Source organism: Streptomyces sp. Y309 (genome assembly GCF_056712025.1).
Window position 1 is genome coordinate 3816108 of the sequence record NZ_CM160048.1, and the last position, 25918, is coordinate 3842025.

Genomic DNA, 25918 nt, shown 5'->3' on the forward strand with positions numbered 1-25918 from the left:
GCTCTGCCGGTCCAGGCCGGGCGCCCCGGCGCGCGGGCTACTTCACCTTGCCGAGCTGCGCGTCGATGACCGCCGACGGGACCTCGGGCGCGTCGTCCGCCTTGTCCGGCCCCGGGAGGTCCGGGCCGCCTCCGGACTGCTTGCCTTCCTCGTCGCTCGCCACGCCCGCCGGGTCGTAGAAGTTCGTCGCGGCGAAGGAGACGAGGGTCGACCCGTCGCGTACGACGACGACGGTCCGCCGCTTCACGTACTCGTCCTGATGGCTGCCCAGCCGGTACGCCACCGCCTCGTCGCCCTTGTCGGGCGCGGGCACGGACGCGACGCCGCTGTAGCGCATGGCGCCCGCGCGGAACGTCGCGCACTGCTTCGACTTCGTGGCCGCGCGCAGATCCTTGAGCGCCTTGCGTGCGGCGCCGGCGTCGTCGTACGCGAAGAGTTCGATGTCCGTCGAGGCGCTGTCGCGGTGGTCCTTGGCCGCCACCGTGCGGCCGAGGTGGGCTTCCGCCTTCGGCGGGGTGGCGGCGGCGAGCATGTCCGAGAGCGGGCGGCAGGCGGACGGGTTCGCCGGGGCGCCGTCCGACGCGGCCTCGAGCTTCGACTGCTCCTTGGCGAGCACGTCGTAGTCGTAGCGGTCGAGGTCGCCCTTGGCCAGGGCCGATACCGTCAGCTTCCGCGCGGCGGGCGACTCGCCACCGGAGCCCCCGGAACCGCCCGAGCCACCCGAGCCGCCGGACGCCGAGCCGCCGGAGCCGCCGGACGCCGAGTCCCCACCCCCGGAAGCCCCGCCCGAACCCTTCGGCTTCGCCTGTGACGTCGACGACTTGCCGCCGTCGCGGCCCTCGCCTCCGCCACCATCACCGTCGCCACCGCTGCACGCGGCGGTCAGGCCCAGAGCGGCCGCGACCGAGACGGCCACCACGACACGCGACACAGACTTCACGTTCCCCCACTTTCCTCGTGTGCCCCGCGCGGATCACGCCGCGCACACGCCTCGCACGTCCATGCGGAGTCACCCGCACCCCTTCTACGACTGAAGATCGCCGTCCGCGGTTCCCCCGCGCTGGTTCGGAACGCGCGGAGGCGGCGTACGCGGCCTACGAGACGTACGAGACGTACGAGGGCCAAGTGACGGGCAGGACGCGGCACACCGCGGCCAGGCCCGGCTGTCCGGGCCTCACTGCCACCACCAGAACCGGTAAGGACTCAGAAGCGCGATCACGAGGATCATGCAGCCTCCCACGATCACCACGCTGCGCACCTGCCGCCACCGCTCGGACCGTGCCGACGACCGCCGCGCCCCCGTGGGCGTCCCGCGCCACTCGTCGGGGCGCCAGGGCTGCGCGGACTCCTCCTTGCGCTTGCGCCGCTTGCGGCCGACGACGCCCTCGGCCTGCTGCCGGGCCGCCTCCTCGTCCAGGCGGCGCAGCCGTTCGGCGACCATGCGCGCCCGCGCGGACGGTTCCTTCGGCGCGGACGCCCGGATGTCCCGCTCGCTGTCCTCCTCGAACCTGCGCCACACGTCGTCGGGTATCGACGCCTCGTCGTCAGGCTCTCGCTCGGGCTCCTGCGGCGACTGCACGGACACTGTTTTCCCCCACATCCATTCCCGGCCGTCCTTCGGCCGCCCCCGGCCCGGCCCGCCTCACCCACGCGCCGGCCTCATCTCGCTTGCAAACGGGGGAAGTTCTACGACACCCCACGGCGGCCGCACAAGCCAAGTCCCTTCACGACCTCCGAACATGTGACCCAAACCACATAAATTTTCTGTGAGTCCCAGCGCAACCATTCACAGACGACGCAGGTCATCCATGCGTAACAACGGCCACTTCCGCGCCCGCCGCGGAGGCCTCCACCTCCGTACCGCGCGGCGCGCGGTGCGCCGGACTCTCTGAGGTCTTCATGAAGCTTCGCCGTGCTCTGGCCACCGCGGCCGCGACGGCAGCGATCGCCCCGCTCGCGCTGCTCTCGGCACCGGCCGCGTTCGCAACTGGGGACGCGAACACGACGCCGTCCGCGAGCACGACCGAGACTCCCCCGGCGGAGACACCCGGCCCGGAGGACCCCGCGAAGCCGGGCGACGACACGAAGCCCGAGGAGCCCACCAAGCCCGAGGACCCGGCCAGGCCCGGCGACGACACCAAGCCCGGGGACGGCGCGAAGCCCGGCGACACCAAGCCGGGAGACGACGGCGCCAAGCCGGGGGACGACACCAAGCCCGGCGGCGACCCGGCCGAGCCCGGCGACACCAAGCCCGGCGACACCGAGCCGGGGGACGAGGGCACCAAGCCCGGAGACGACGCCAAGCCCACGGACGAGCCCACCGAGTGCCCGGCCGACGAGGACACCGGCGAGGACGCCGAGAACAAGCTGGAGCTCGAACTCTCCGGCCTGCCCGGCAAGATCGTCGCGGGCAGCGGCTGGCACGAGTTCAAGCTGACCGCGGCCAACCCGAGCGACGAAGACCTCGGCGAGGTCGAGTGGCTCGCCGCCGTGGACAACTTCTCGCCGAGCGAGGACGAGAAGGACTGGCTGAGCACCTACGCGCGGATCCAGTTCTACGACCCCGAGGCCAAGGGCTGGAAGTCGATCGTCGACGAGGTCGAGAGCGGCGTCTCCTTCGGCACGACCACGCTCGGCGCCAAGGAGCAGGTCGAGATCAAGCTGCGCCTGAACATCAGCGCGAAGGCCCCGGCGGGCGACGGCTACGCGCTCGGCCTCGGCGGCTATCTGGACTCCGAGCTGAACTGCGTGCACAACGCGTTCGCGTTCTTCGACTTCACCGTCCTGAAGGCCGGCAGCGGGAACGAGAACCCCGGTGAGGCCAAGCCCAGGCCGGGCACGGTCGAGCCGCCGGTCATCGCCGACAAGAAGCCGCAGGGCGGCGCCAAGCAGATCAAGGACATCAAGACGGTCCCGGACGCCGTCGAGATCCCGCCCACCGGCAACCTCGCCGAGACCGGCTCCAGCTCCATGCTGCCGACCATCGGCATCGTCGGCGGCATCGCCGTCGTCGCGGGCGCGGGCGCCGTGTACGTCGTGCGCCGCCGCTCCCACTCGGACGCCTCCGCGTAGGCGACCGACCGGTACGCCGCCGCACCGGCGACGTACCCCCAAGACGCGAAGGACCTGCACTCGGAGGGGGGTGCAGGTCCTTTCGCGTACGTGGAGCGCAGGCGGCGCGACCGGGTCGCGTACACGGCGGCATGCGCCGCCCACTTCTCCGTACGCCACCGACGTCGCCGTACGCGGCCTACTTCTTCGGCGGCACCTCCGGTACCCCCAGGAACGGCAGCCGCAGCGCGCCGAAGGCGTGGGACGGCACCGTCGGGGACTTCGGCTCGACCGGCGCGATCCGCGCGTACGCGGTGCCCTGGGCCGGACGCGGGTCCGCCTCGCCCTTGTTGGGCCAGAACGACATGGCGCGCTCGGCCTGCGCGGTGATCGTGAGCGAGGGGTTCACGCCCAGGTTCGCGGAGACCGCGGCGCCGTCGACGACGGAGATGCCGGGGTGGCCGTAGAGGCGGTGGTAGGGGTCGATGACGCCGGTGTCGGGTCGGTCGCCGATGGGGCAGCCGCCGAGGAAGTGCGCGGTCAGCGGGGTGCCCATCAGCTCGCCGACGTTCGAGCCGGGGAAGCCGTTGATCTCCTCGGCGATGAGGGTCGCGGCCCGGGTGGCCTCGGGGATCTGGCCGGGGTTGGGCGCGCCGTGGCCCTGGCGGGCGGTGAGCAGGCCCTTGCCGATGCCCTTCTCCTTGCGGTACGTGGTCAGCGAGTTGTCCAGGGTCTGCATGACCAGGCCGATGATGGTGCGCTCCGACCAGCGGCGGTTGGACAGCGAGCGGACCGTGAGGAGCGGGTGGCGGGCGGAGTTGGCGAGCCAGCCGGCGACGCGGGCCTTGCCGCCCTTCATCGTGTACGGGACCTGGAGCAGCGTCATGCCGCCCATCGCGTTGGACTTCTTGCCGTAGCGGACGGGCTCGATGTGGGTCGTGTCGTTCGGGTGGATGGACGAGGTGATGGCCACGCCCTTGGTGAAGTCGACCTTGCCGCCGGCGCCGAGGAGGCCGCCGCCGTGCTGCTTGCGGTAGCGGCGGTCGGTCGTCTGGGCGCCCACCAAGGCCTCGGAGTTGGTGCGGGTCAGCTCGCCGAGGCGCCCGGAGATGCGGGGCAGCAGATGACTGTCCTTCATGCGGTGCAGCAGCGTCTGGGTGCCGTAGGTGCCGGCGGCGAGGACGACGCGCCGGGCGCGGAACGTGCGGCCCTTGCCCTTGCGCTTGTTGTCGGTGGGCAGAGTGCCCACCGCGTAGCCGCCGCGCGAGTCCTCGGTGAGGGTGACGACGGACGTCATCGGGTGGATGACGGCGCCGGCCTTCTCCGCGAGGTAGAGGTAGTTCTCGTTGAGGGTGTTCTTCGCGCCGTGGCGGCAGCCCGTCATGCACTCGCCGCACTCGGTGCAGGCGCGGCGCGCGGGTCCGGCGCCGCCGAAGTAGGGGTCGGGAACTTCCGTGCCGGGCTCGGCCGTTGACTCACCGGTGGCGTCCCGTCCGTCACCGAAGAAGACGCCGACCGGCGCCATGTGGAAGCTGTCGCCCGCTCCCATGGCCCGCGCGGCGGCCTTGAGATGGACGTCCGAGGGGGTGGTCGTGGGGTTGAGCCGCACGCCGAGCATGCGCTTGGCCTGCTCGTAGTACGGACGCAGCTCGTCCTGCCAGTCCGTGATGTCCTTCCACTGCGGATCGTTGAAGAACGCCGCAGGCGGTACGTAGAGCGTGTTCGCGTAGTTCAGCGATCCGCCGCCCACGCCCGCGCCCGCCAGGACCATCACGTTGCCGAGCAGATGGATGCGCTGGATGCCGTAAAGGCCGAGCGCCGGGGCCCACAGGTAGTTCTTGATGTCCCAGGAGTTCTTGGGCAGTTGCTCCCGCGTGAAGCGGCGGCCCGCTTCCAGGACACCGACGCGGTAGCCCTTCTCGGTGAGCCGCAACGCGGAGACGGAGCCGCCGAAGCCGGAGCCGACGACGAGGACGTCGTAGTCGTAGCCGTCATCGTCGCCCTGGTTCCGGGCAGAGTTCTCCTGTGCCATTGACTCTCCTCGTCGAGAACTGACGCGCTGAGTGCTTCGCTGGAAGTGCGGTGCCGAATCTGCGGGCCGTCTGTGGCTGGTCGCGCCCACGCGGCGGAGCCGCATATGGAAACAGCCCCGCGCCCCTTTGGGGCGCTCCCGTACCGCAGCGGACTCCACAGCGCCCACCTAGCGCAGGCGGAGGGCCTTCATGAGCCTCAGGCTCGTCGTCATGAACGCCGCGTACCTCTCGTCGTCCATGCCGAAGGACGGTGCGAGCGGGATGAGCCGCTGGTGGGCCACCGTCTGCGCCTCGGTGTACTTGAGGATGCCCTCGGAGCCGTGGCGGCGGCCGAGGCCCGAGTCCTTCATGCCGCCCATCGGCGACTGCACGCTGCCGTAGGCGGGCGCGTAGCCCTCGTTGACGTTGACGGTGCCGGTGCGAAGGCGGGCGGCGAGAGCGCGGCCGCGCCTGCCGTCCTTCGTCCAGACCGAGGAATTCAGACCGTAGGAGGTGGAGTTGGCGAGTTCGACGGCCTCGTTCTCGTCGGTGAAACGGTAGATCGAGACGACAGGGCCGAAGGTCTCCTCGGTGCACACCGCCATGGGCGACTCGACGCCGTCCAGGATGGTGGGCTCGTAGAAGTAGGGGCCGATGTCGGGCCGGGCCGCGCCGCCCGCCACCAGCGTGGCGCCCTTGGCGACGGCCTCGTCGACGTGCCGCTTGGTGGTCTCGAACTGCCGCTCGCCGACGAGCGAGCCCATCTCGGCGCCGTACGCGAGCGACCGCCCGAGGCGCAGGGCCCTGGTCTTCGCGGCGAACCGCTCGACGAAGGCGTCCGCGACGGCCTCGTGGACGTACAACCGCTCGATGGAGATGCACAGTTGACCGGCGGAGGAGAAGCAGGCGCGGACCGCGCCGGCGGCGGCCTTCTCCACATCGGCGTCGTGCAGCACCAGCATGGCGTTCTTGCCGCCGAGCTCCAGCGAGACGCCGACGAGGCGGGCGGCGGCGCCGGTGGCGACCTCGCGGCCGGTGCGGGTGGAGCCGGTGAAGGACACGTAGTCGGCGTGCTTGACGATCTCGGGGCCGATGACGGGGCCGTCGCCGAGCACGACCTGGAAGACCTCGGCCGGCAGGCCCGCCTCGATGATCAGGTCCCGGGCCCAGAGCGCCGTCAGGGCGGTCTCGGTGTCGGGCTTCATCACCAGGGCGTTGCCCGCGACGAGGGCGGGCAGGGCGTCGCCGATGGACAGTTCGAGGGGGTAGTTCCAGGGGGCGATCTGGCCGACGACGCCGCGCGGCTGGCGCAGTTCGGTGACCTTGGTGAGGGTCGGTACGACACCGGTGTGGCGCTTGGGGTTCAGATACGCGCCGGCGCGGCGGCCGTAGTGCCGGGCGGCGACGGTGACGGCCTGGATCTCCTCGTGCGCGTGCAGGCGCGCCTTGCCGGTCTCGAGCTGGATGAGGTCGAGGACCTCGGCCTGGCGCTGCAGCACGAGGTCGTGGAAGCGCAGCAGCACGGCGGCGCGTCGGCGCACCGGCGTGCGCGCCCACGCGACCTGCGCCGCGCGCGCCCGCTCGAAGGCGGTCGCCACGTCCTCGGGTGTGGACTCCGGCAGGTCGGCCAGCTTCTCGCCGGTGAACGGCGCGTGGTTGGCGGTCCGGCCCGAGCCGATCACCTCCCGGGTGAGCTGGGCGACCAGCTCCGGCGTGACCACGTCCGCGGCGGTCCGTACGCCGCTGGGGGCCGGGGCGACCGGGTTCGTACCGAGGGGCTTGGCGGGGGCCTGCGAGTCCGTCATGGACGTGAGCGTATGCCTGAGCGGACGCTTTGGGTACCCATGGGTAACGAGCTTTCACGGAGCAGGCACACATGCCCGCGAGCCGCCCTGATCCTTGCCAGTGCTTGCTGGCGACAAAGGTGCTGATCAGGGCGTTCCTGGGGCTCCTGGGGCCGGAGACGGGCGTGCCGGGCGCCCGTGGTCACGGCTTGGCGATCTCCAGGTTGTCGATCGCCGTCTTCGCGACCTCGCGCCCGCGCTCGGTGAAGTCACTCTTGGCCGGGTAGTCGATCCACAGCTTGTACATGTCGCCGGACGTGGTCCTGTAGTAGAAGACCTTGGCCTCGCGCGGGTACGTGACGTCGGTTTCCTTGTTGGTGTACGGGATCAGGTTCTCGGCGGACTGCCTGCCCTTGTACTCGCCCTGCGTCGTCTTCTTGCCCGCACCCAGCTCGTCCGGGCTGAACGAGCCCACCGAACTCCCGCTCTCCAGCGCCTTGATGTCCTCGTACGCCTCGGCCATCGAGGTGCCCGCGATGTTGTCCAGGTCGTCCTCGGACTTCTTGGAGAGCTCCAGGGTGATGGAGATACCGCCGCTCATGTCCGAGTACGTGACCCAGTGCTCCTTGGGCGTTTCGTCATTCGTGGTCTTGCGATACCCCTCCGGCACCGAAACCGTCGCCCCCAGCGCCTTCTCCTCGCGCTGCTTCCAGCCCTCCGTGTCCGACGAACCGCCGAACGGGTCCACTGCGAGCACCACCCCCGCGGCCACCGCCGCGACGCCCACGACACCCACGGCCACCAGCGCCTTGGGGCCGAGGAACACACCCTTGCCCCGGCCCGGCGCCGGAGCCGCCCCGCCCGCCGCGAACCCGGTCACGACCTGGGTGGCGGGAAGCTGCGGGGGCTGCGGCGGCTTGACGGCCTCTTCGAGGAGGGCGCGGACGCGGGCGGCGTTCGGGCGGTGGGCGGGGTCCTTGTGCAGCAGGCCGTTGATCGCGTCGGCGAGCGGGCCCTGCACGGACGCGGGCGCGGCGGGCGTCGCGTTGAGGACGGACTGGAGCGTCGCGGGCGTGTTGTTGCGGCGGAACGGGGACACGCCCTCCGTCGCCGCGTACAGGACGACGCCGAGCGACCACAGGTCGGAGGCCGGTCCGGGCCGCTGCCCGAGGACCCGCTCCGGGGCGATGAACTCGGGCGAGCCGACGAAGCCGCCGGTGTCCGTCAAGTTGGTCTCGCCCTCGATCTGGGCGATGCCGAAGTCGGTGAGGACCACGCGGTCGTGCTTGCCGAGCATCACGTTGTCCGGCTTCACGTCGCGGTGCAGGATGCCCGCCGCGTGCGCGGCCTCCAGGGCGCCGAGGACTTCGAGGCCGACCCGGGCCGCGTCGCGCGCGCCGAGCGTGCCCTCGTCCCGCAGCGCCGCGCCGAGCGAGCGGCCCTGCACGAACTCCATCACGATCCACGGCTGGCCGTCCTCGACGACGACGTCGTGGACGTTGACCACGGCCGGGTGGTCGAGCCGGGCGGCCGCGCGCGCCTCGCGGCGCATCCGCTCGAAGGCGTTGGCGCGTTCGCGCTCCGGCAGGTGGTCCGGGACGCGCGGCTCCTTGACGGCGACCTCGCGGTCCACCGTCTCGTCCTTGGCCCGCCACACCGTGCCCATGCCGCCGTGGCCGAGCTTCGACAGGAGCCGGTAGCGCCCGCCGACCAGCCGGCCCGAGCCGGGCTCGGCCTGCGTGACCTGGGTGGGCTGCGGCGGCTGCTGCGCGGGCTGCGACGGCTGCTGCGACGGCTGGGACGCCTGCGCGGGCTGAGATGGCTGATTCGGTACGGCAGGCGCGGGCTGTGCGTACGGATTGGGGTACGGCGCGCCGCCACCCTGCTGCGGGGGCTGCGGTGGCTGCAGGCCGTAGCTGGTGGTCTCGTTCGGGCCGTAGGAGGCTCCCCCGTCGTTACTCATGCCCCCATGACTACCGTGCGCGGCGCCTCGGGTTCCAGCCAGGGGGCCCACTTGTGACCGGGGTGATGCACGAACCGGGAACTTCGGGGACGTACGCCAGAGGACAGCGACGTACACCAGAGGACGTCAGCGAGGCACGCCGGGGACATCAAGGCCCCGCGGACAAAGGCCCCGCGGACATCAGCGCCGTACGAACGTATCCACTGCCGTGTCGAAGTACCGCCGCGCCTCCCGCGTGAGGCCCACCGGCGACGACACCCACACGTCGTACAGCCGGCCGCCCTCCTGCCAGCACAGGTCGTACGTGTGCCGGGCGCCCTCGTCGCTGGTGAAGCCGTCCCAGGTGAACTGCCACAGCGCGGCGGGGCGGCCGTTGCGGGTGGTCTCGGTGATCTCGGCGTCGCGGTAGCCGGGGTTGTTGCGCGGGCCCGCGGCGTCCGCGCGGCGCTGGACGCCGAGCGGGCCGCCCGGCTCGGGGGCGCTCTCCTTGATGCCGATGCGGAAGCTGCCGCCGGGTGAGGTGTAGAAGGTGCGCGGGCCGTCCGTCTTGCGGACGTAGCCCTTGGGGACGGCGAGGGCGAAGCCGCGCGGGTCCTTGGCGAGGCGGTAGCCCTTGGGGGCGTCGGGTGTGGAGGGGCGGGTGGTGTCGGGGGTCTTGGTGACCGTCGAGGTCGCCGTGGGCCGCGGACCGCCGGTCGTGGTGGGGGCGTCCGGCGACGCCGAACCGGTCGACGAGGTCCGGCCGCCGCCGTCCCCGTCGCCGTCCTGCCCGAGCAGCAGCGCGGCGGCCGACACCGCGCCGCCCGCCACGGCGGCGACCAGCGCGGCCGCGATCAGCATGGTGCGGCCCTGGCGCCGGCGCGCGTCCCCGGACATGCGCGCCGATACGCCGGGGGGCGCGGCGGACGGCGGCCGCGCGGGCGGGCGGCCGGGCTGTTCGCGCCCGGCGGGCGGATGGCGGCCGGGGAGCCCGGGGATCAGCGACAGGGTGGAGCGGCGGCCCGGCGGCGCGGGCCCGGCCGCCGCGTCGGGCAGCGGTGGCATCACGCCGGTCTCGATGTACGCGCGCAGCAGCCGCTCCGCGCCCGCCGCGTCCAGGCGGCGCCGCGGATCGCGTTGGAGGAGGCCGAGGACGACGGGGGCGAGCGGCGCCGCGGCGGGTGGCGGGCGTATCTCGTCGAAGACAACGGCGTGCAGCACCCCGCCGATCGAGTCTCGGCGGAACGGCGACTCCCCGCTGACCGCCGCCACGAGCAGCGCGCCCAGCGACCACAGGTCGGACTCAGGACCGGTGCGCTCGCCGGACATCCGCTCGGGCGCGGTGTACTCCGGCGAGCCTACGAACGACCCGACCTCCGTGAGCGTCGTCGCGCCCGAGACCTGCGCGATGCCGAAGTCCGTGAGCACGACCCGGCCGGTGGCCTCCTCCAGGAGCACGTTGGCGGGCTTGAGGTCGCGGTGCAGGACACCGGCGGCGTGCGCGGTGCCGAGCGCGCCGAGCAGATCGAGGCCGATGCGGGCGGCGGCGTGCGGGCCGAGCGGCCCCGACCTGCTGATCCGCCCGGCCAGCGAGCCGCCCTCGACCAACTCCATGACGATGCAGGGGCGTTCGTCGTGCACCACTACGTCGTGCACCACGATGATGTGCGGATGCCGCAACTGCGCGACCGCGCGCGCCTCGCGCAGCGTGCGCTCGCGCTGCTGCGCGGCCTCCTCCTCGGAGAGCGTCTCGTCCAGGGGCAGTTCCTTGACGGCGACGCGGCGGCCGAGGAGCTGGTCGGTCGCGCGCCAGACGACACCCATGCCGCCCCGGCCCAGCCGCGCCTCCAGGCGGTAACGGCCGGCGATCACACGGGCGTTGTCACCCAGGCTCCCCATGCGGCCATCATGCCCCACAGGTGTGGCCGCGGATCCTCCCCGATCGGGAAAGGGGCCAGTTCAGGCCCGTGTACGCCGGCGGGCGCCCCCCTTTCTCGTGCCCGTGCCGCCGGGCCCGCCGGTGTCAGTCGCGCCAGCCGCGCAGCACCGCGTCGAACTGCTTCCGTGTCTTGGCCCAGCTCCCCTCGGGCGCCGACATGTAGATGGCGTACTCGACGCCCCCACGGGTGATGTAGGTCTGCTCGATGGCGTGCCGCGGCCCCTTAGTGGTGTCGCTGGAGCCCGCCTTCCAGCTGAACTCCCAGAGGGCGCCGGGCTGGTCGCGGAAGGTGTTGGAGTTCAGGTGCAGGCGCCGGTACCCGGGCAGGTTGAGCTGCTTCTCCAGGTCGAGCTGGTGCGCGTACGGGCTGTCGAAGTCGGGGCTGCGGTCGACGCCGATGCGTACGAAGTGGCGGCCGCCGTCCGGGGTGTAGTCGATCTGGCTGCCGTCCACGCGCCGCTCCCAGCCCTTGGGCAGCATGAGGCTGAAGCCCTCCACGTCGTGCACGCGCACCCAGTCCGCGGGAATCCCACCGACAACGTTGCCCTCCCCCTTGCCGTCCTTGTCCTGACCGCTGCCAGACTCCGCGCGGGTGCCCCCGTCGTCACGGAGCTGCAGATAGCCGAACACCGCGCCCCCGCCGAGCAACGCAGCCGCGGCACACAGGGCGACGACCCGGGGCCAGCGGCGGCGCCCGGTCGTGGCGCCCGTGTGGTGCGGGGCGTGTGCGGCGTACGGGGATGACGCGCCGTACGAAGAGGAGGTGGCGTACGAAGGGGGCGTGCCGTAGGAGGACGGCGGGGTCGACGGGGAGAAAGGGTTCCCCGGGGCGGACTGGGCCGGTGACGCCGACGCGGTCGACGCGATGTGTGTCGGGGAAGTGCCGTACGGGGCCGATGGGGCACCGGAACCGGAGTCGTGACCGGGGTCGTGGCCGTGACCGGAGTCGCGACCGTGGCCGGAAAGCGACGTGTGCGCCGTCCGCGTCGGCCCCTCGTGCACCGTCGTCTGCACGTACGCCTGCGCCGCCCCGGGCCGCCGCCCCTCCGCGGCCTCCGCCAGCATCTGCTCCGCCTCGGCCGCCTCCGGCCGGGCCTCCGGATCCTTGCGCAGGAGTGCCGAGACGACGGGCCCGAGGGCGTCCGCGTACTCGGCCGGAGCGGGCTCCTCCGTCACCACGGCCTGCATCGTGCCGAGCGGGGACGTACGCCGGAACGGCGACCTGCCCTCGACCGCCGTGTACAGCGTGGCGCCGAGCGCCCACAGGTCGGCGGCGGGGCCGGGGTTCGCGCCGCTGACCCGCTCGGGCGCCAAGTAGTCGACGGAGCCGACCACTTCCCCGGTGCGGGTGATCGTCGAGTCGCCCTCGATCGAGGCGATGCCGAAGTCGGTGAGCAGCACCCGGCCGTCCTCGGCGAGGAGCACGTTGCCTGGCTTGATGTCGCGGTGCAGCACCCCGGCGCCGTGCGCGGCGCGCAGCGCCCGCAGCACCCACAGGCCGATGCGGGCGGCCTCGCGCGGCGCGATGCGCCCCTGGTCCCGGACGGCGTCCGCGAGCGAGTGGCCCTCGACGAGCTCCATCACGATCCACGGCCGGTCGTCGTACTCGAGTACGTCATGGACCGTGACGACGGCGGAGTGGTTGATCTGGGCCTGGGCGCGTGCCTCCGTCTGCGTGCGGGTGAGCAGCACCTCACGGTCGGCCTCCTGCACCCACTGGGCCGCCGTCAGTTCCTTGACGGCGACAGCGCGGTGCAGCACCTCGTCCCGCGCGCGCCACACGCGGCCCATGCCGCCGCTGCCGATGGTGTCACCGAGCCGGTACCGGCCGGCGAGGAGCAGGCCCTGCATCTGATTCACGTTCCCCCGCAGTTGGTCTTGACAGGGCCAGGTTCTTGAGGTTTGCCAGAGCCAGATTAAGGAGGGGCGCGCGCTCAGGGAACGGGAGGGGGTGATCGGAGACCGCACTGTGACGCGCGGGGCGGGGGCCCGGCGGGGACAGAGCGGGTGCGGAGCGGGTGCTCAGCGGATACCGAAGGGGCGGAGACGGGTCAGTTCCCGGCCCGGTACGACTTCGACGCCTGCTCGAACAGCCGGGTCACCTCGTCCCGTTCGGCCTCGGGACCGCGCACCTGCACCACGTGGTACTTCCCATCCACGACCATCGCGAGATTGCGTACGAAGACCTCGGCGCCGTCGGTGCCCTGCCAGGTGAACTGGCCCTCGGCCATGGGCCTGCCGCCCACATCGACGTTGCGCAGCCCGCTGGACGTGGCCCAGGAGGAGTCGCGGAACGGCTGGAGTTCGCGCTCGTCCTCCTTCTGGTACTTCATCGGGTCCGTGCCGTAGTCGCCGGTGCTGTCGCGGCCCGGGACGACGAGCAGTTCGAAGCGGCCGTGGGTGTAGAGGACCTGGCCGCGGCCGTTCTTGGGCTGCCGGTCCCAGCCGTTGGCCACCGCGACGCGGAAGCCCTCGGCGTCCTTGCGCACCGTGAATCCGGCGGCGACATCGGGGTCGGCGGTCTGCGGCTGCTGCGAACCGGGCGTCTTCTCCGGGGCCGGCGCGTCGCCGTCGCCCTTGTCGTCCTCGCCGGAACCGCCGCTGCCGCCGGGCTTGCCGTCCGGGCTCGGGCGGCCGCCGTCCGGCGCCGGGCTGACCTCGCCGGCGTTGCCGGTGCGTCCGGTGCCCGCCTTCTCCTCGGACTTGGGCATGAACAGCATCGCGTACGCGACGGCCGCCACGAGCCCGGCGAGGATCACCACGAGCAGGACCCGGCCCAGCGAACGCGGCGTCCCCGCGGCGCGTGGCGCCCGCTCGGGGCGCGACGCCTTCACCGGCCGGGTGTCCGGGCCGCGTTCGCGGCCGCGCTTGTGCTTGTGCCGGCCGTGGCCGTTGCCGGTGGGGACCGGCGCGGGCGGGCGGCGCTTGCGGACGACCTCGCCGCGGCGGCGTACGACGGGCAGCTTGCCGCCGTCGTACGGCGGCGCGGGCACCACGTGTGTGCCCGCGTCCGGCTCCGGCGCCGACCGCACGAGGGAGCGCAGCCAGCCGCTCAGTTCCTCGAAGTCGATGCGCTCGGTCGGGTCCTGACGCAGCAGCGACTCGACGACGGGCCGCAGCGGACCGCACTCCTCCGCGAACGCGGGCGGCTCCGCGCACACCAACTGCACCAGCTCGGCGGTGCTGTCCTCCGGATACGGGGCGTGGCCCTGGACCGCTCGGAACAGCAGCGCGCCGAGGCCCCACAGGTCGGTGGCGGGCCCGATGGGCGCGGCGAGCTGCCAGTTCTCGTGCACCGGCCCGGCCTGCTCCGGCGCCCACCGCTCGGTGACGGCCCCGACGACGGTCATCCGCGCGTGCCGGGCCCGCTCGGCGGCAAGCGCGGTGGCGGGGCCGCGCCGGGCCCGGACTTCCCCGTCGGGCTCACCCCAGCCGCCTTCGCGGGGGCGGGGGTTGGGGTCGGAGTCGGGGACGCCGGGGGCGCCTGCGCCTTGGGGCCGCCCGGGGGCGGGGGCGTGTGTGGGGTGGGCGGGGGCGGGCTGCGTCCGGGTGGGCGGGGCCTGCTTGGCCAGGGTGTGGGCGGGTGCAGCTTGGCCGAGGGGTGTGTTCCCTCCGAGGGATGCGCCCTCTGCGAGGGGTGCCCCCTGTCCGCCCGGAGCGCTCCGGGCTCCCGGGAAGTACGGTGCGCCCGCTGTGCGCTGCACGCCCCGAGTGCCTTGGGCTCCCGGGAAGTCCGGTGCACCCGGCGCGCCCTGAGTGCCTTGTGCGCTCTGCGCGTTCGGCGCACCCTGCGTGCCGGGTGCTCCGGGTGCGCCCTGCGCAGGCACCGCTCCGGCCCTCGGCACGGCCCCGTGCCACGGCTTCTTCTGCCGCTCCCGGACGCCGTACGGATCCGAGATATGCCCTACGGCACCGCCCGGACCGTCATAGGCCCCGCCGTCCGCGTCCGCGTCCGCGCCCTCGGCCGACCCCGACCCCGTCTCCGCGCCCCGCTCGGCCTCGCTCACCCGGGCCGCGGCGCGCGCCGCGCCCGCCCGGTACGCGGCGATGGCCCCGGCCCGCGCCGCCCGCAAGTCCCGCTCGGCGGCCGTGCCGTACGCGTCGTACGCGGACGCCTCGTCGTACGCCGACGTCTCACCCCGCGCCGAAGACTCCCCGTACTCCGCACCGCCGTACTCGGAATCCCCGTACGCAGAGTCCCCGTACTCGGAACCCCCATAAGCGGAGTCTCCGTACTCGACACCATCGGTCGCCCGGGGCGCCCCGGGCCCCAAGGCCCCCACGACGCTCGTCTGTTCCACCTGTTCAACAGGGTCGACCCGGCCGGCCGGGTCGGCCCCCGCGGGCGCCGTGAAGCCCGCGAAGTCGTCCTCCTCGGGCCGCGGGTCGTACCCGCACAGCGCCTCTTCCGCGGCGCCCGCCGCGAGCCCCGTCAGCATCACGCGCCCGTCGTCGCAGACGAGCACCGTGCGCGCGGTGATGTTCCGGTGCACCCAGCCGTGCGCGTGCAGCACGCGCAGGGCCGTGACGACGTCCGCCGCGACCTCCGCCGCGCGGAAGGGGTTCAGCGGCCGGTCGGCGAGTAACGCCGCGAGCGGCCGGGCCGCCACCAGTTCGCTCACTATCCACAGCGAGCCGTCCTCCGCGAACACGTCGAAGACCTGGTCGAGGCGCGGGTGGTCGGGGATGCGCGCGGCGGCCTGCGCGGCCTCGATGGCGCGCAGCACCGCCGGGTCGCTCGGCCTGCGCGTGGCGCGCGCCCCCGCGCGCCGGGCGCCGCCACGGCCCGCGCTCCCGCGCGCGCTCCGGAACCCCTCGGGCAGCCCGCCGGGAAGCACATCGCTCAGATCGCCGTCGCCGTACGCCTCGTCGCCGAGCACCTCCGCCTCGACGATCTCCGGCAACGGCACCTGCCGGACCAGGACTTCCTGGCCGGAGTAGGTGTCGAAGGCACGGGTCTCGGCGAGTTCGTACTCGTCGGCCGGGGGCAGCGGCAGGCGGTAGCGGTCGGCGAGAACCCGTCCCGCATAGTCGTCCACGATGCCTCCCCCATCCGCCCGGTGGTCAATTCCGTTCGTCTTACGGCTCGTTGCGGCTGCTTACCCTCCGCAAGCACTCACGATACGTGCCACAACCGAACCGTATTGAGGGGATGCCAGATCTCACCGGTCGTCGCCCGGCCATCCGGCCGGTCCCGCCCACCGTCACTTCTTCGGCTCGAAGGTCCGTGTGAACGTCCGCCAGGCCGTACGACGCTGATCGCTGCCCCAGTCGTCCGCTTTCGCGGTGTACATCATTCCGTAGCCCAGGCCGCCGTTGACGACGAAACCCCGGTCCACCGAGCGGTACTTGGTGCCGCCGTCCACGTAGGTGAATTCCCAGTCCGCCGTGTTCCAGCCGCGGAAGCCCACCTTCTCTATGCGGATCCGGTGGTACTGCGCCCGGCGCATGAACGATTCCTGGCTCTTCCAGTCCGCCACCGGGTTGTCCTTGGGCATCGTGGTCCAGCCGATGAGCAGCTTCTGCCCGTTCGGCCCGGTGAAGCGGGCGCCCGCGCGGTCGGTCGAGCTGAACTTCCAGCCCTTCGGCAGGCCGATCGAGAAGCCCTGGGAGTGCTTGTACGTCTCCTCGGCGCCGTCGTCCTTGCCCTTGCCGTCGCCGCCGATGGGCGCGCCCTGGCCGTCGTCCTTGCCGGAGTCCGAACCGGAGCTGTCGTCCTGCTCCTTGCCCTTGCCCTTGTCGTCGCCGGAGCCGCCCGAGCCGGAGTTGTCCTTGCCGGAGTCCGCACCGGCGTTGCCGTCCTTGCCGGCGTCCTTCTCCTTGCCCTCGCCGCCGGCGGTCGCGCCGCTGGACGAGGACTTGTCGCCGCCGCTGCTACCGCTGTTGCCGCCCTTGTCGCCCTCGTCGCCGCTGAGCGCGAAGGCGAGGACCGTGCCGAGCACGGCGAGCACGACGACCACCGCGATGATCACCAGTGTGCGCCGGGGCACCACATCCGTGAGGGGTGCCCGGGCGGCCTGTCTAGGCGGCGTGCCGGGCTGTCTCGGCGGCATACCGGGCTGCGCGGGGATCCGCGGCCCGCCGTGTGCCGCGCCCCCGGCGGCGGAATTCGTCCCGGCACCGGCGACCGTTCCAGCACCAGCGCCGACTCCGGCACCGGCGGCTGTCCCGGCGCCCACGCTTCCGGAACCCGTGCCCACACCCGAGGCAGAGCCTGTCCCCACACCGGCACCGGCACCCGAGCCGGACCCGCCGGCCCGCCTCGCGACACCAGCGCCACGCTCGTCCGCGCCGGAGGTACGTCCGCCCGGACCCGCACCGGCCGCCTCGGAAGCAGCCGTACCGGATGCGGTCGGCCCGGATGCGGTCCGCCCGCTCGCCGCCCCGGCAGCGGTGCCCACGGACCCACCGGTTCCACCCGTGCCTCGTTCGCTCACGCCGGTCCCGGTCCCGGTCCCGGTCCCGGTTCCGGTCCCGGCCGAAGCCCCGTGCGCGGCCCCGCTGTTCCCCGCGCCGCCATCACCCGCGGACGGACCGCGGGTCGCGGCGAAGCCACCGGCCGCGGCACCCCCGGCCGCACCGGCACCGGCACCAGTACCCGCACCCGCACCCGCACCCCGTGCCGTCGTCGCCGCGGCAGCCGCCTTCTTGCGGACCGAGCGGAACGCGCCCTTCAGCCGCTCCGCGGCCTCCTCGCCCTTGCGGCTCCCGGAGGAACCGGAGCCGGACGGCGGGGCCTGCGGCGGGATCGGCGGCAGCGGCACGACCTTCGTCGCGTCCGCCGGGTCCACCGCGTGCTTGTCCTCGGGGAGGTCCGGCGCGTTGATCACGTCCTGGAGCATCGCCCGCGCGCCCGCGTCGTCGAGCCGCTGCTCGGGGTCCTTCGCGAGCAGGCCGTAGATGACCTTCTCCAGCAACGGGCCCGCGTTCTGCGGCGGTTCGACCGCCTCGGTCATCACGGCGGTGAGGGTCGCGATCGCCGAGCCCTTGTCGTACGGAGGAACGCCCTCCACGGCCGCGTAGATCAGCCCGCCGAGCGACCACATGTCGGCCGCAGGGCCGGGCTTGTGGCCGCGCGCCCGCTCCGGCGAGATGTACGAGGGGGCGCCGACGAGCATGCCCGTCGACGTGATGGACGGGTCGCCCTCGACCTGGGCGATGCCGAAGTCCGTCAGGACGACGCGGCCGTCCTCGGCGATCAGCACGTTCGACGGCTTCACGTCGCGGTGCAGGATGCCCTCGCGGTGCGCCGAGCGCAGCACGTCGAGCACGGCGAGCCCGACCTCGGCCGCGCGCCTCGGCGTGAGCATCCCGTCCTCGCGGACGGCCTCGGCGAGGGACTTGCCCTCGACGAGCTCCATCACGATCCACGGCCGGTCGTCCTCGTCGACCACGTCATAGACCGTCACGGCGCCGGTGTTGCGGATCCGGGCGATCGCCTTGGCCTCACGCAGCGTCCGCGTGATGAGGCGGCGCTTCTCCTCCTCGTCGATGCTCGACGGGAAGCGCAGCTCCTTCACCGCGACCGTGCGGCCCAGCGTCTCGTCCTTCGCGCGCCAGACCGTGCCCATGCCGCCGCGGCCGAGCACGTCGCCGAGCCGGTACCGGCCCGCGAGGAGACGTGCGCTCTGATCCTGACGAGCCTCGCCCGTCTGCTCCGCCTCCGACATGCGTCCCCTCAACTACCCGCACAACCCGCCCTGACAGAGCCTTCATTGTCCCTCACCCCGGGACCGGTCAACGCCGCGGGTCCGACGTCCCACATCATGGACATTCCCGCCGCGTGAACCCCGGCGCACCACCCCAAACCTCCCTGGCCATACCCCCCTTGACCGCCCCCCTCCGGTCAAACCGCCCAGAACCCCTGGCCGTCGGGCTACAGCGGCACGATGTCCGGCGCCCCAAGGCGTGCCGCGTCCGCCGTCAGGTCGTCCGGCTGGCGCTGGGACTCGCGCTCGGCCTCGACCCGCTTCTCGTAGTGCTGCACCTCCCGCTCGATCTGGTCCTTGTCCCAGCCGAGCACCGGCGCCATCAGCTCCGCGCACTCCCGGGCGCTGCGGGTGCCGCGGTCGAAGGTCTCGATGGAGATGCGCGTGCGCCGCGTGAGCACGTCGTCCAGGTGGCGGGCGCCCTCGTGGGACGCGGCGTAGACGACTTCGGCGCGCAGATAGTCCTCGGCGCCGCCCAGCGGCTCGCCCAGGCTCGGGTCGGCGGTGACGAGTTCGAGCACTTCCTCCGCCAGCGCGCCGAACCTGTTCAACAGGTGCTCCACGCGCACCACATGGAGTCCCGTGCGCGCCGCGATGCCCGCGCGGGCGTTCCACAGCGCGCGATAGCCCTCGGCGCCGACCAGCGGGATGTCCTCGGTGACGCACTCCGCGACGCGCTGGTCCAGGCCGTGCACCGCCTCGTCCACGGCGTCCTTCGCCATGACCCGGTACGTCGTGTACTTGCCGCCCGCGACGACGACCAGGCCGGGCGCGGGGTGCGCGACCGTGTGCTCGCGCGAGAGCTTGCTGGTGGCGTCCGACTCCCCGGCGAGCAGGGGCCGCAGGCCCGCGTACACCCCCTGCACGTCGTCGCGCGAGAGCGGCACCGCGAGCACCGAGTTCACATGCTCCAGGAGATAGTCGATGTCCGCGCTGGACGCGGCCGGGTGGGCCTTGTCCAGGTCCCAGTCGGTGTCCGTGGTCCCGATGATCCAGTGCCGGCCCCAGGGGATCACGAAGAGGACGCTCTTCTCCGTGCGCAGGATGAGTCCGGTGGAGGAGTTGATCCGGTCCTTGGGCACGACCAGATGGATGCCCTTGGACGCCCGGACGTGGAACTGACCGCGCTCGCCGACCATCGCCTGGGTGTCGTCGGTCCACACGCCCGTGGCGTTCACGATCTGCTTGGCCCGGATCTCGTACTCCCCGCCGGCCTCGACGTCCTGGACGCGGGCGCCGACGACGCGCTCGCCCTCGCGCAGGAAGCCCGTGACCCGGGCGCGGTTGGCGGCCTTGGCGCCATAGGCCGCGGCGGTGCGCACGAGGGTGGCCACATAGCGGGCGTCGTCCATCTGCGCGTCGTAGTACTGCAGGGCGCCGACCAGGGCGTCCTTTTTCAGGCACGGGGCCACGCGCAGGGCGTGACGGCGGGTCAGGTGACGGTGCATGGGCAGGCCGCGGCCGTGGCCGCGGGCCATCGACATGGCGTCGTACAACGCGACGCCGGAGCCCGCGTACACCCGCTCCCAGGCCTGGTGCTGGAGCGGATACAGGAACGGGACCGGCTTGACCAGGTGCGGCGCGAGCCGCTCGAGGAGCAGGCCGCGCTCCTTGAGTGCCTCGCGGACCAGCGCGAAGTCCAGCATCTCCAGATAGCGCAGGCCGCCGTGGATCAGCTTGCTGGACCGGCTGGACGTGCCGGACGCCCAGTCCCTGGCCTCGACGATGCCCGTGCTCAGGCCGCGGGTGACGGCGTCGAGCGCCGTGCCCGCGCCGACCACGCCCGCGCCCACGACGAGAAGGTCCAGCTCGTGCTCGGCCATGCCCGCGAGTGCCCCGGCACGCTCCGCCGGTCCCAGAGTCGCTGTCCTCACCGCTGCCTCCCGTTGGTTTTCGGGTGTGGTCGCGCTCACATCATGCCCAGATTCTTGTCGCGCCCGCCGAGTTCGGCCACGCGACCTGTGGAAAACGCGCGCAAGACACCGCCAACACTCCGGCGCCGCAAGGAGTCCAATCCCGCAAATCGGTCATATTTACTCCTAGTCTGACATTGCACTCGCCCATCTTGTCCACAGGGCTTGCGCGATCGCCCCGCTTTGGCTATATCCGCCCGGCTATTGGGAAGGACGGCTCACCGCCATGCCAGCAGACCTCGCCGTCATCGGTCTCGGCCACCTCGGCCTGCCTCTCGCCCAGGCCGCCGCCGCCTGCGGCATCGCCACCATCGGCTACGACCCCGTCCGGGCACCCGACCTGGCCGGGGGCCGCCTTCCGGGCGACGGCACCGAAGGCACCCTCACCGCGGCCGACGTCCGCCGGATGCTCTCGGGGGGCTTCCGGCCGACCACCGACCCCGCCGAGCTCGGCCGCGTCCGCACCGCCGTCATCTGCGCCCCCACGCCCCCGGCCGCGGACCGCTCGCTCGACCTCGGCCAAGTGGCCGACGCCGCCCGCGCCCTGGCCGGGCGCCTGCGCCCGCACACCACGGTCATCCTGGAGTCACCCGCGTACCCCGGAACCACCGAGGAATTCCTGCGCCCCCTCCTCGAAGAGGGCTCGGGCCTGCGCGCCGGCCGCGACTTCCACCTCGCCTACTCCCCCGCCCGCCTCGACCCCGGCAACCGCAGCCACGGCTACGCCGGCACCCCCAAGGTCATCGGCGGCCTCACCCCCGCCTGCACCGAGTCGGCCGCCGCCTTCTACGGCCGCCTCACCGACAAGGTCGTCCGCGCGCGAGGCCCCCGGGAGGCCGAGACCGTGCACCTCCTGGAGACCAACTACCGGCACGTGAACATGGCGCTGGTCAACGAGATGGCCGTGCTCTGCCACGACCTCGGCATCGACCTGTGGGACGTCATCCGCTGCGCCGAGACCAAGCCCTTCGGCTTCCAGGCCTTCCGCCCCGGCCCCGGCGTCGGCGGCCACGGCGTCCCCCTGGACGTGCCAGGACCCGCGCGCGGCGCCCGCCCGCTGCGCATCGTCGAGCTCGCCCAGCAGGTCAACGACCGCATGCCGGGCTATGTGATCCAGCGCGCCGCGACCCTGCTCAACGAGCACGGCAAGTCCGTGCGCGGCGCCCGCGTGCTGCTCCTCGGCGTCACGTACAAGCCCGACGTCGCCGACCAGGAGGCCGCCCCCGCCCAGGAGATCGCGGTCCGCCTCATGGAGCTGGGCGCGGCCGTCAGTTACCACGACCCGTACGTCGCGCACTGGAGCGTTCTCGGCCACCCCGTCCCCCGCGCGGACACCCTCTACGAAGCCGCCGCCGACGCCGACCTGACGATCCTGCTCCAGCACCACCGCACGTACGACCTCCAGGGCCTGGCCGTGAAAGCCCAGCTCCTGCTGGACACCAGGGGCGCGACCCCGGCCGGCGCCGCCCACCGTCTCTGATCCCACACACAACCCCCTGGGGCCCTCCGCTCGCTGCTGCTACCGTGCGGATCCAGTCACTTACCGCACACCAGTGCACTCACGTCCCAGACGCCAGTGCACTCACGTCCCAGGGGGAAACCAGATGACCCAGCCCACGCCTCCAGGCCAGGGCGGACAGCCGTACGGGCAGCAGCCCTACGGCCAGCAGCAGTACGGCGGCGGCCAGCCCGGATACGGCTATCCGCAGCAGCAGCAACAGCCCTACGGCCAGCAGCCGCAGCAGCCGTACAACTCCTTCCCGCAGCAGCCGCAGCCCGGTGGCTTCCCGCCGCCGCCCGCTCCGGCCGCCCGGGGGAACATCGGCCTCGGCGTGGCCGTGGCCTTCGTGGCCGCCCTGGTCGCCGCGGGCATCTACGGGGCCATCATCGGCGCCACCGAGCACGAGATCGGCTGGGCGGCGGTCGGCGTCGGCTTCGTCGTGGGCCTGGTCGCGGGCAAGGTCGGCGGCTCCAACCCGGCGGTCGGCGTCCTCGCCGGGCTCTTCTCGCTCGGCGCGGTGTACATGGGCCAGCTGGTCGGCGCCTCCATGATCATCGCCGACAAGGCGAAGATCGACTTCACCGAGGTGTTCTTCGACAACTTCGACATCGTGCAGGAGGCGTGGAAGCACGAGGCCGACGCGATGACGTACGTGTTCTTCGCGATAGCGGCCGTCGCGGCCTTCGGCAGCGCCAAGCGCGCCGGGCAGTAGCAGGCACGCCGTAGCAGGCGCGCGAAACGGCCTGGGGCCGGCCACCCGAAGGTGGCCGGCCCCAGGCCGTTCAGGTTCCGTACGGCCGTTCAGGCTCCGTACGAGGGTCAGCGGCGGTGCTGCGAGTCCGCCACGGTGACCTCGACGCGCTGGAACTCCTTGAGCTCGCTGTAGCCCGTCGTGGCCATGGCCCGGCGCAGCGCTCCGAAGAAGTTCATCGAGCCGTCCGGGATGTGCGAGGGACCCGTGAGGATCTCCTCGGTGGTGCCGACGCTGCCGAGGTCGACCTTCTTGCCGCGCGGCACGTCCTCGTGGACGGCCTCCATGCCCCAGTGGTGGCCCTTGCCGGGCGCGTCCGTGGCGCGCGCAAGCGGCGAGCCCATCATCACGGCGTCCGCGCCGCACGCGACGGCCTTGGGCAGGTCGCCGGACCAGCCCACGCCGCCGTCGGCGATGACGTGGACGTAGCGCCCGCCGGACTCGTCCATGTAGTCGCGCCGGGCGGCGGCCACGTCGGCCACGGCCGTCGCCATCGGCACCTGGATGCCGAGGACGTTGCGCGTGGTGTGCGCGGCGCCGCCGCCGAAGCCGACGAGGACACCGGCCGCGCCGGTACGCATCAGGTGCAGCGCGGCGGTGTACGTGGCGCAGCCGCCGACGATCACCGGCACGTCGAGTTCGTAGATGAACTGCTTCAGGTTCAGCGGCTCGGCGGCACCGGAGACGTGCTCGGCCGACACCGTCGTACCGCGGATCACGAAGATGTCCACGCCCGCGTCCACGACGGCCTTGGAGAACTGCGCGGTGCGCTGCGGCGACAGGGCGGCGGCGGTGACGACTCCGGAGTCGCGCACCTCCTTGATGCGCTGCCCGATCAGCTCTTCGCGGATGGGCGCGGAGTAGATCTCCTGGAGGCGTCGCGTTGCCGTCTCGGCGGGCAGCTCGGCGATCTCGTCGAGCAGCGGCTGCGGGTCCTCGTAGCGCGTCCAGAGGCCTTCGAGGTTCAGCACGCCGAGGCCGCCGAGCTCACCGATGCGGATGGCCGTGGCCGGCGAGACCACGGAGTCCATGGGGGCCGCGAGGAAGGGCAGCTCGAAGCGGTAGGCGTCGATCTGCCAGGCGATCGAGACCTCCTTGGGGTCCCGGGTGCGCCGGCTCGGTACGACGGCGATGTCGTCGAAGGCGTACGCCCGGCGGCCGCGCTTGCCGCGCCCGATCTCGATCTCAGTCACGTGTGTGGCCCTTCAGCTTTCTTCGGCTCTCACTCGGCCCGTTGTCCGGCACTCGGTCTTCCCGTCCAGTATCACCGACACGCGCGCGTGGGGGCGGCCCCGGGAACCCCGGGGCCGCCCCCACGCGCGCGTGCGCAACGATTCAGCGGGCCTCGACCGGCGCCGTCAGCCGCGCTTGTTGGTGTAGTTCGGCGCTTCGACGGTCATCTGGATGTCGTGCGGGTGGCTCTCCTTGAGGCCCGCGGAGGTGATCCGTACGAAACGGCCGCGCTCCTGGAGCTCGGGCACCGTGCGCCCGCCCACGTAGAACATCGACTGGCGCAGGCCGCCCACGAGCTGGTGCACGACGGCCGACAGCGGGCCGCGGTAGGGCACCTGGCCCTCGATGCCCTCGGGGACCAGCTTCTCGTCGGAGGCGACGCCCTCCTGGAAGTACCGGTCCTTGGAGAAGGACTTCGACTCGCCGCGCGTCTGCATGGCGCCGAGCGAGCCCATGCCCCGATACGACTTGAACTGCTTGCCGTTGATGAACATCAGCTCGCCCGGGGACTCCTCGCAGCCGGCGAGCAGCGAGCCCAGCATGACGGTGTCCGCGCCGGCGACGAGCGCCTTGGCAATGTCTCCGGAGTACTGCAGGCCGCCGTCGCCGATCACCGGGACACCGGCTTCCTTGGCGGCGAGCGACGCTTCGTAGATGGCCGTTACCTGCGGTACGCCGATGCCGGCGACGACGCGGGTGGTGCAGATGGAGCCGGGGCCGACGCCGACCTTGATGCCGTCGACACCGGCGTCGATGAGCGCCTGGGCGCCGTCACGGGTGGCGATGTTGCCGCCGATGACGTCCACGCCGCCGGAGTTCGACTTGATCTTGGCGACCATGTCGCCGACGAGGCGGGAGTGGCCGTGAGCGGTGTCGACGACGATGAAATCGACGCCCGCCTCGATGAGCGCCTGGGCGCGGTCGAAGGCGTCACCGGCGACGCCGACGGCGGCGCCGACGAGCAGGCGGCCCTCGGAGTCCTTGGCGGCGTTCGGGTACTTCTCGGCCTTCACGAAGTCCTTGACCGTGATGAGGCCCTTGAGGACGCCGGCGTCGTCGACGAGCGGCAGCTTCTCGATCTTGTGGCGGCGCAGCAGTTCCATCGCGTCGACGCCGCTGATCCCGACCTTGCCGGTGACGAGCGGCATCGGGGTCATGACCTCGCGCACCTGGCGCGTGCGGTCGGCCTCGAAGGCCATGTCGCGGTTGGTGACGATGCCGAGCAGCTTGCCCGCGCCGTCGGTCACCGGGACGCCGCTGATGCGGAACTTGGCGCAGATCGCGTCGGCCTCGCCGAGCGTGGCGTCCGGGTGCACCGTGATCGGGTCGGTCACCATGCCGGACTCCGACCGCTTCACCAGGTCGACCTGGTTCGCCTGGTCGGCGATCGACAGGTTCCGGTGCAGCACGCCGACGCCGCCCTGGCGGGCCATGGCGATGGCCATCCGGGCCTCGGTGACCTTGTCCATCGCCGCGGACAGCAGCGGGACGTTCACCCTGACGTTCTTCGAGATGGACGAGGCGGTGTCGATGTCACCGGGCGCCATGTCGGACGCGCCCGGGAGCAGCAGCACGTCGTCGTAGGTCAGCCCGAGTGTCGCGAATTTCTCGGGCACTCCGTCGACGTTTGCAGTCATGACACCTTCCCCAAATGGCCTTGATCGGTGCGGATGTCCATGCTAACGGGAAGCATGGCTCTCTCATTCCACGGTGCCCGCGGGGCCGGGGGTTCGTAGGTTTCTACAGCTCCGCTGGGGTTCGCCGGGCGGGGTGCCCTTTCCGGGCCGGGGCGGGCTTGGCACCGCCGGGCTACGCCGTCTCAGTTGCGCGCCGCTGCGACGGAAGAAACAACCCCCCGCGGCGGGAGCCAGCAACCGCCCCCACCCCTCGGCCACGCTCCGCCCCCCCAAAGGGTGGCGAAAGTCTCCCCAGACACCACCGACACACCCCAGCCCACCCGGCACCAGCCCAGCCCGTCCGGCACCTGCCCCAGCCCGCCCGGGCGCCTCCTCGCCCCGCCCAGCACCTATTCAGCCCGGCGCCCGGGCACCCACTAAGCCCGCCCGTCGCCGTCTCGGCCCGC

Annotated in this window: 15 protein-coding genes; 3 read left to right on the top strand and 12 right to left on the bottom strand. The window is 72.6% G+C overall.

The window, feature by feature from the left end:
* Nucleotides 1-37: 37 nt before the first annotated feature.
* Together AC0KTA_RS14850 and AC0KTA_RS14855 are read right to left on the bottom strand one after the other, a co-directional pair.
* On the bottom strand, nucleotides 38-940 hold the full coding sequence (locus AC0KTA_RS14850; RefSeq protein ID WP_481055615.1) for a hypothetical protein: 903 nt from the start codon (nucleotides 938-940) through the stop codon (nucleotides 38-40).
* 234 nt (nucleotides 941-1174) lie between these two features.
* A complete protein-coding gene (locus tag AC0KTA_RS14855; protein ID WP_481055616.1) occupies nucleotides 1175-1579 on the bottom strand; it encodes a hypothetical protein in 405 nt (134 codons plus the stop codon).
* Between the two features lie 320 nt (nucleotides 1580-1899).
* On the opposite strand from AC0KTA_RS14855, the gene AC0KTA_RS14860 reads away from it, so the two are divergent.
* Entirely contained in the window at nucleotides 1900-3072 is a 1173-nt protein-coding gene (locus AC0KTA_RS14860) for an LAETG motif-containing sortase-dependent surface protein (RefSeq protein WP_481055617.1), read from the top strand.
* 178 nt (nucleotides 3073-3250) lie between these two features.
* On the opposite strand, the gene AC0KTA_RS14865 is transcribed toward AC0KTA_RS14860, so the two are convergent.
* The 8 genes from AC0KTA_RS14865 to AC0KTA_RS14900 form a co-directional block, all read right to left on the bottom strand.
* Nucleotides 3251-5083 carry a GMC family oxidoreductase N-terminal domain-containing protein gene (locus AC0KTA_RS14865; protein WP_481055618.1) on the bottom strand — a complete coding sequence of 611 codons (1833 nt, stop codon included), beginning with the start codon at nucleotides 5081-5083 and terminating at the stop codon, nucleotides 3251-3253.
* A 168-nt stretch (nucleotides 5084-5251) separates the two neighbouring features.
* Complete coding sequence (locus AC0KTA_RS14870; RefSeq protein WP_481055619.1) at nucleotides 5252-6868, bottom strand: succinic semialdehyde dehydrogenase; 1617 nt, start codon at nucleotides 6866-6868, stop codon at nucleotides 5252-5254.
* Between the two features lie 181 nt (nucleotides 6869-7049).
* Nucleotides 7050-8810, bottom strand: coding sequence for a serine/threonine-protein kinase (locus AC0KTA_RS14875; RefSeq protein WP_481055620.1), 1761 nt, complete (start codon nucleotides 8808-8810; stop codon nucleotides 7050-7052).
* Nucleotides 8811-8990: 180 nt separating this feature from the next.
* Nucleotides 8991-10688 carry a serine/threonine-protein kinase gene (locus AC0KTA_RS14880; protein WP_481055621.1) on the bottom strand — a complete coding sequence of 566 codons (1698 nt, stop codon included), beginning with the start codon at nucleotides 10686-10688 and terminating at the stop codon, nucleotides 8991-8993.
* Between the two features lie 124 nt (nucleotides 10689-10812).
* On the bottom strand, nucleotides 10813-12579 hold the full coding sequence (locus AC0KTA_RS14885; protein WP_481056427.1) for a serine/threonine-protein kinase: 1767 nt from the start codon (nucleotides 12577-12579) through the stop codon (nucleotides 10813-10815).
* Between the two features lie 200 nt (nucleotides 12580-12779).
* A complete protein-coding gene (locus AC0KTA_RS14890; protein ID WP_481055622.1) occupies nucleotides 12780-15767 on the bottom strand; it encodes a protein kinase in 2988 nt (995 codons plus the stop codon).
* Nucleotides 15768-15932: 165 nt separating this feature from the next.
* Nucleotides 15933-18398 carry a serine/threonine-protein kinase gene (locus AC0KTA_RS14895; protein WP_481055623.1) on the bottom strand — a complete coding sequence of 822 codons (2466 nt, stop codon included), beginning with the start codon at nucleotides 18396-18398 and terminating at the stop codon, nucleotides 15933-15935.
* Nucleotides 18399-18604: 206 nt separating this feature from the next.
* Complete coding sequence (locus tag AC0KTA_RS14900) at nucleotides 18605-20311, bottom strand: glycerol-3-phosphate dehydrogenase/oxidase (protein WP_481055624.1); 1707 nt, start codon at nucleotides 20309-20311, stop codon at nucleotides 18605-18607.
* A 265-nt stretch (nucleotides 20312-20576) separates the two neighbouring features.
* Between AC0KTA_RS14900 and AC0KTA_RS14905 the strand changes: the two genes are divergently transcribed.
* Entirely contained in the window at nucleotides 20577-21830 is a 1254-nt protein-coding gene (locus AC0KTA_RS14905; protein WP_481055625.1) for a nucleotide sugar dehydrogenase, read from the top strand.
* A gap of 124 nt (nucleotides 21831-21954) precedes the next feature.
* Nucleotides 21955-22563, top strand: a complete 609-nt coding sequence (locus AC0KTA_RS14910) for a hypothetical protein (protein ID WP_481055626.1) — start codon at nucleotides 21955-21957, stop codon at nucleotides 22561-22563.
* 107 nt (nucleotides 22564-22670) lie between these two features.
* Here AC0KTA_RS14910 and AC0KTA_RS14915 read toward each other — a convergent pair whose 3' ends face one another.
* Nucleotides 22671-23795 (bottom strand): GuaB3 family IMP dehydrogenase-related protein, encoded by a 1125-nt coding sequence (locus AC0KTA_RS14915; protein ID WP_481055627.1) that lies wholly within the window; start codon nucleotides 23793-23795, stop codon nucleotides 22671-22673.
* 165 nt (nucleotides 23796-23960) lie between these two features.
* Nucleotides 23961-25472 (bottom strand): IMP dehydrogenase, encoded by a 1512-nt coding sequence (gene guaB, locus AC0KTA_RS14920; RefSeq protein WP_481055628.1) that lies wholly within the window; start codon nucleotides 25470-25472, stop codon nucleotides 23961-23963.
* Nucleotides 25473-25918 lie beyond the last annotated feature (446 nt).

Bases quoted from the DNA above. Each gene is read 5' to 3' on its own strand.
- AC0KTA_RS14860 (WP_481055617.1), top strand. From the start codon at position 1,900: ATGAAGCTTCGCCGTGCTCTGGCCACCGCGGCCGCGACGGCAGCGATC.
- AC0KTA_RS14865 (WP_481055618.1), bottom strand. From the start codon at position 5,083: ATGGCACAGGAGAACTCTGCCCGGAACCAGGGCGACGATGACGGCTAC.
- AC0KTA_RS14870 (WP_481055619.1), bottom strand. From the start codon at position 6,868: ATGACGGACTCGCAGGCCCCCGCCAAGCCCCTCGGTACGAACCCGGTC.
- AC0KTA_RS14875 (WP_481055620.1), bottom strand. From the start codon at position 8,810: ATGAGTAACGACGGGGGAGCCTCCTACGGCCCGAACGAGACCACCAGC.
- AC0KTA_RS14880 (WP_481055621.1), bottom strand. From the start codon at position 10,688: ATGGGGAGCCTGGGTGACAACGCCCGTGTGATCGCCGGCCGTTACCGC.
- AC0KTA_RS14885 (WP_481056427.1), bottom strand. From the start codon at position 12,579: ATGCAGGGCCTGCTCCTCGCCGGCCGGTACCGGCTCGGTGACACCATC.
- AC0KTA_RS14895 (WP_481055623.1), bottom strand. From the start codon at position 18,398: ATGTCGGAGGCGGAGCAGACGGGCGAGGCTCGTCAGGATCAGAGCGCA.
- AC0KTA_RS14905 (WP_481055625.1), top strand. From the start codon at position 20,577: ATGCCAGCAGACCTCGCCGTCATCGGTCTCGGCCACCTCGGCCTGCCT.
- AC0KTA_RS14910 (WP_481055626.1), top strand. From the start codon at position 21,955: ATGACCCAGCCCACGCCTCCAGGCCAGGGCGGACAGCCGTACGGGCAG.
- guaB (WP_481055628.1), bottom strand. From the start codon at position 25,472: ATGACTGCAAACGTCGACGGAGTGCCCGAGAAATTCGCGACACTCGGG.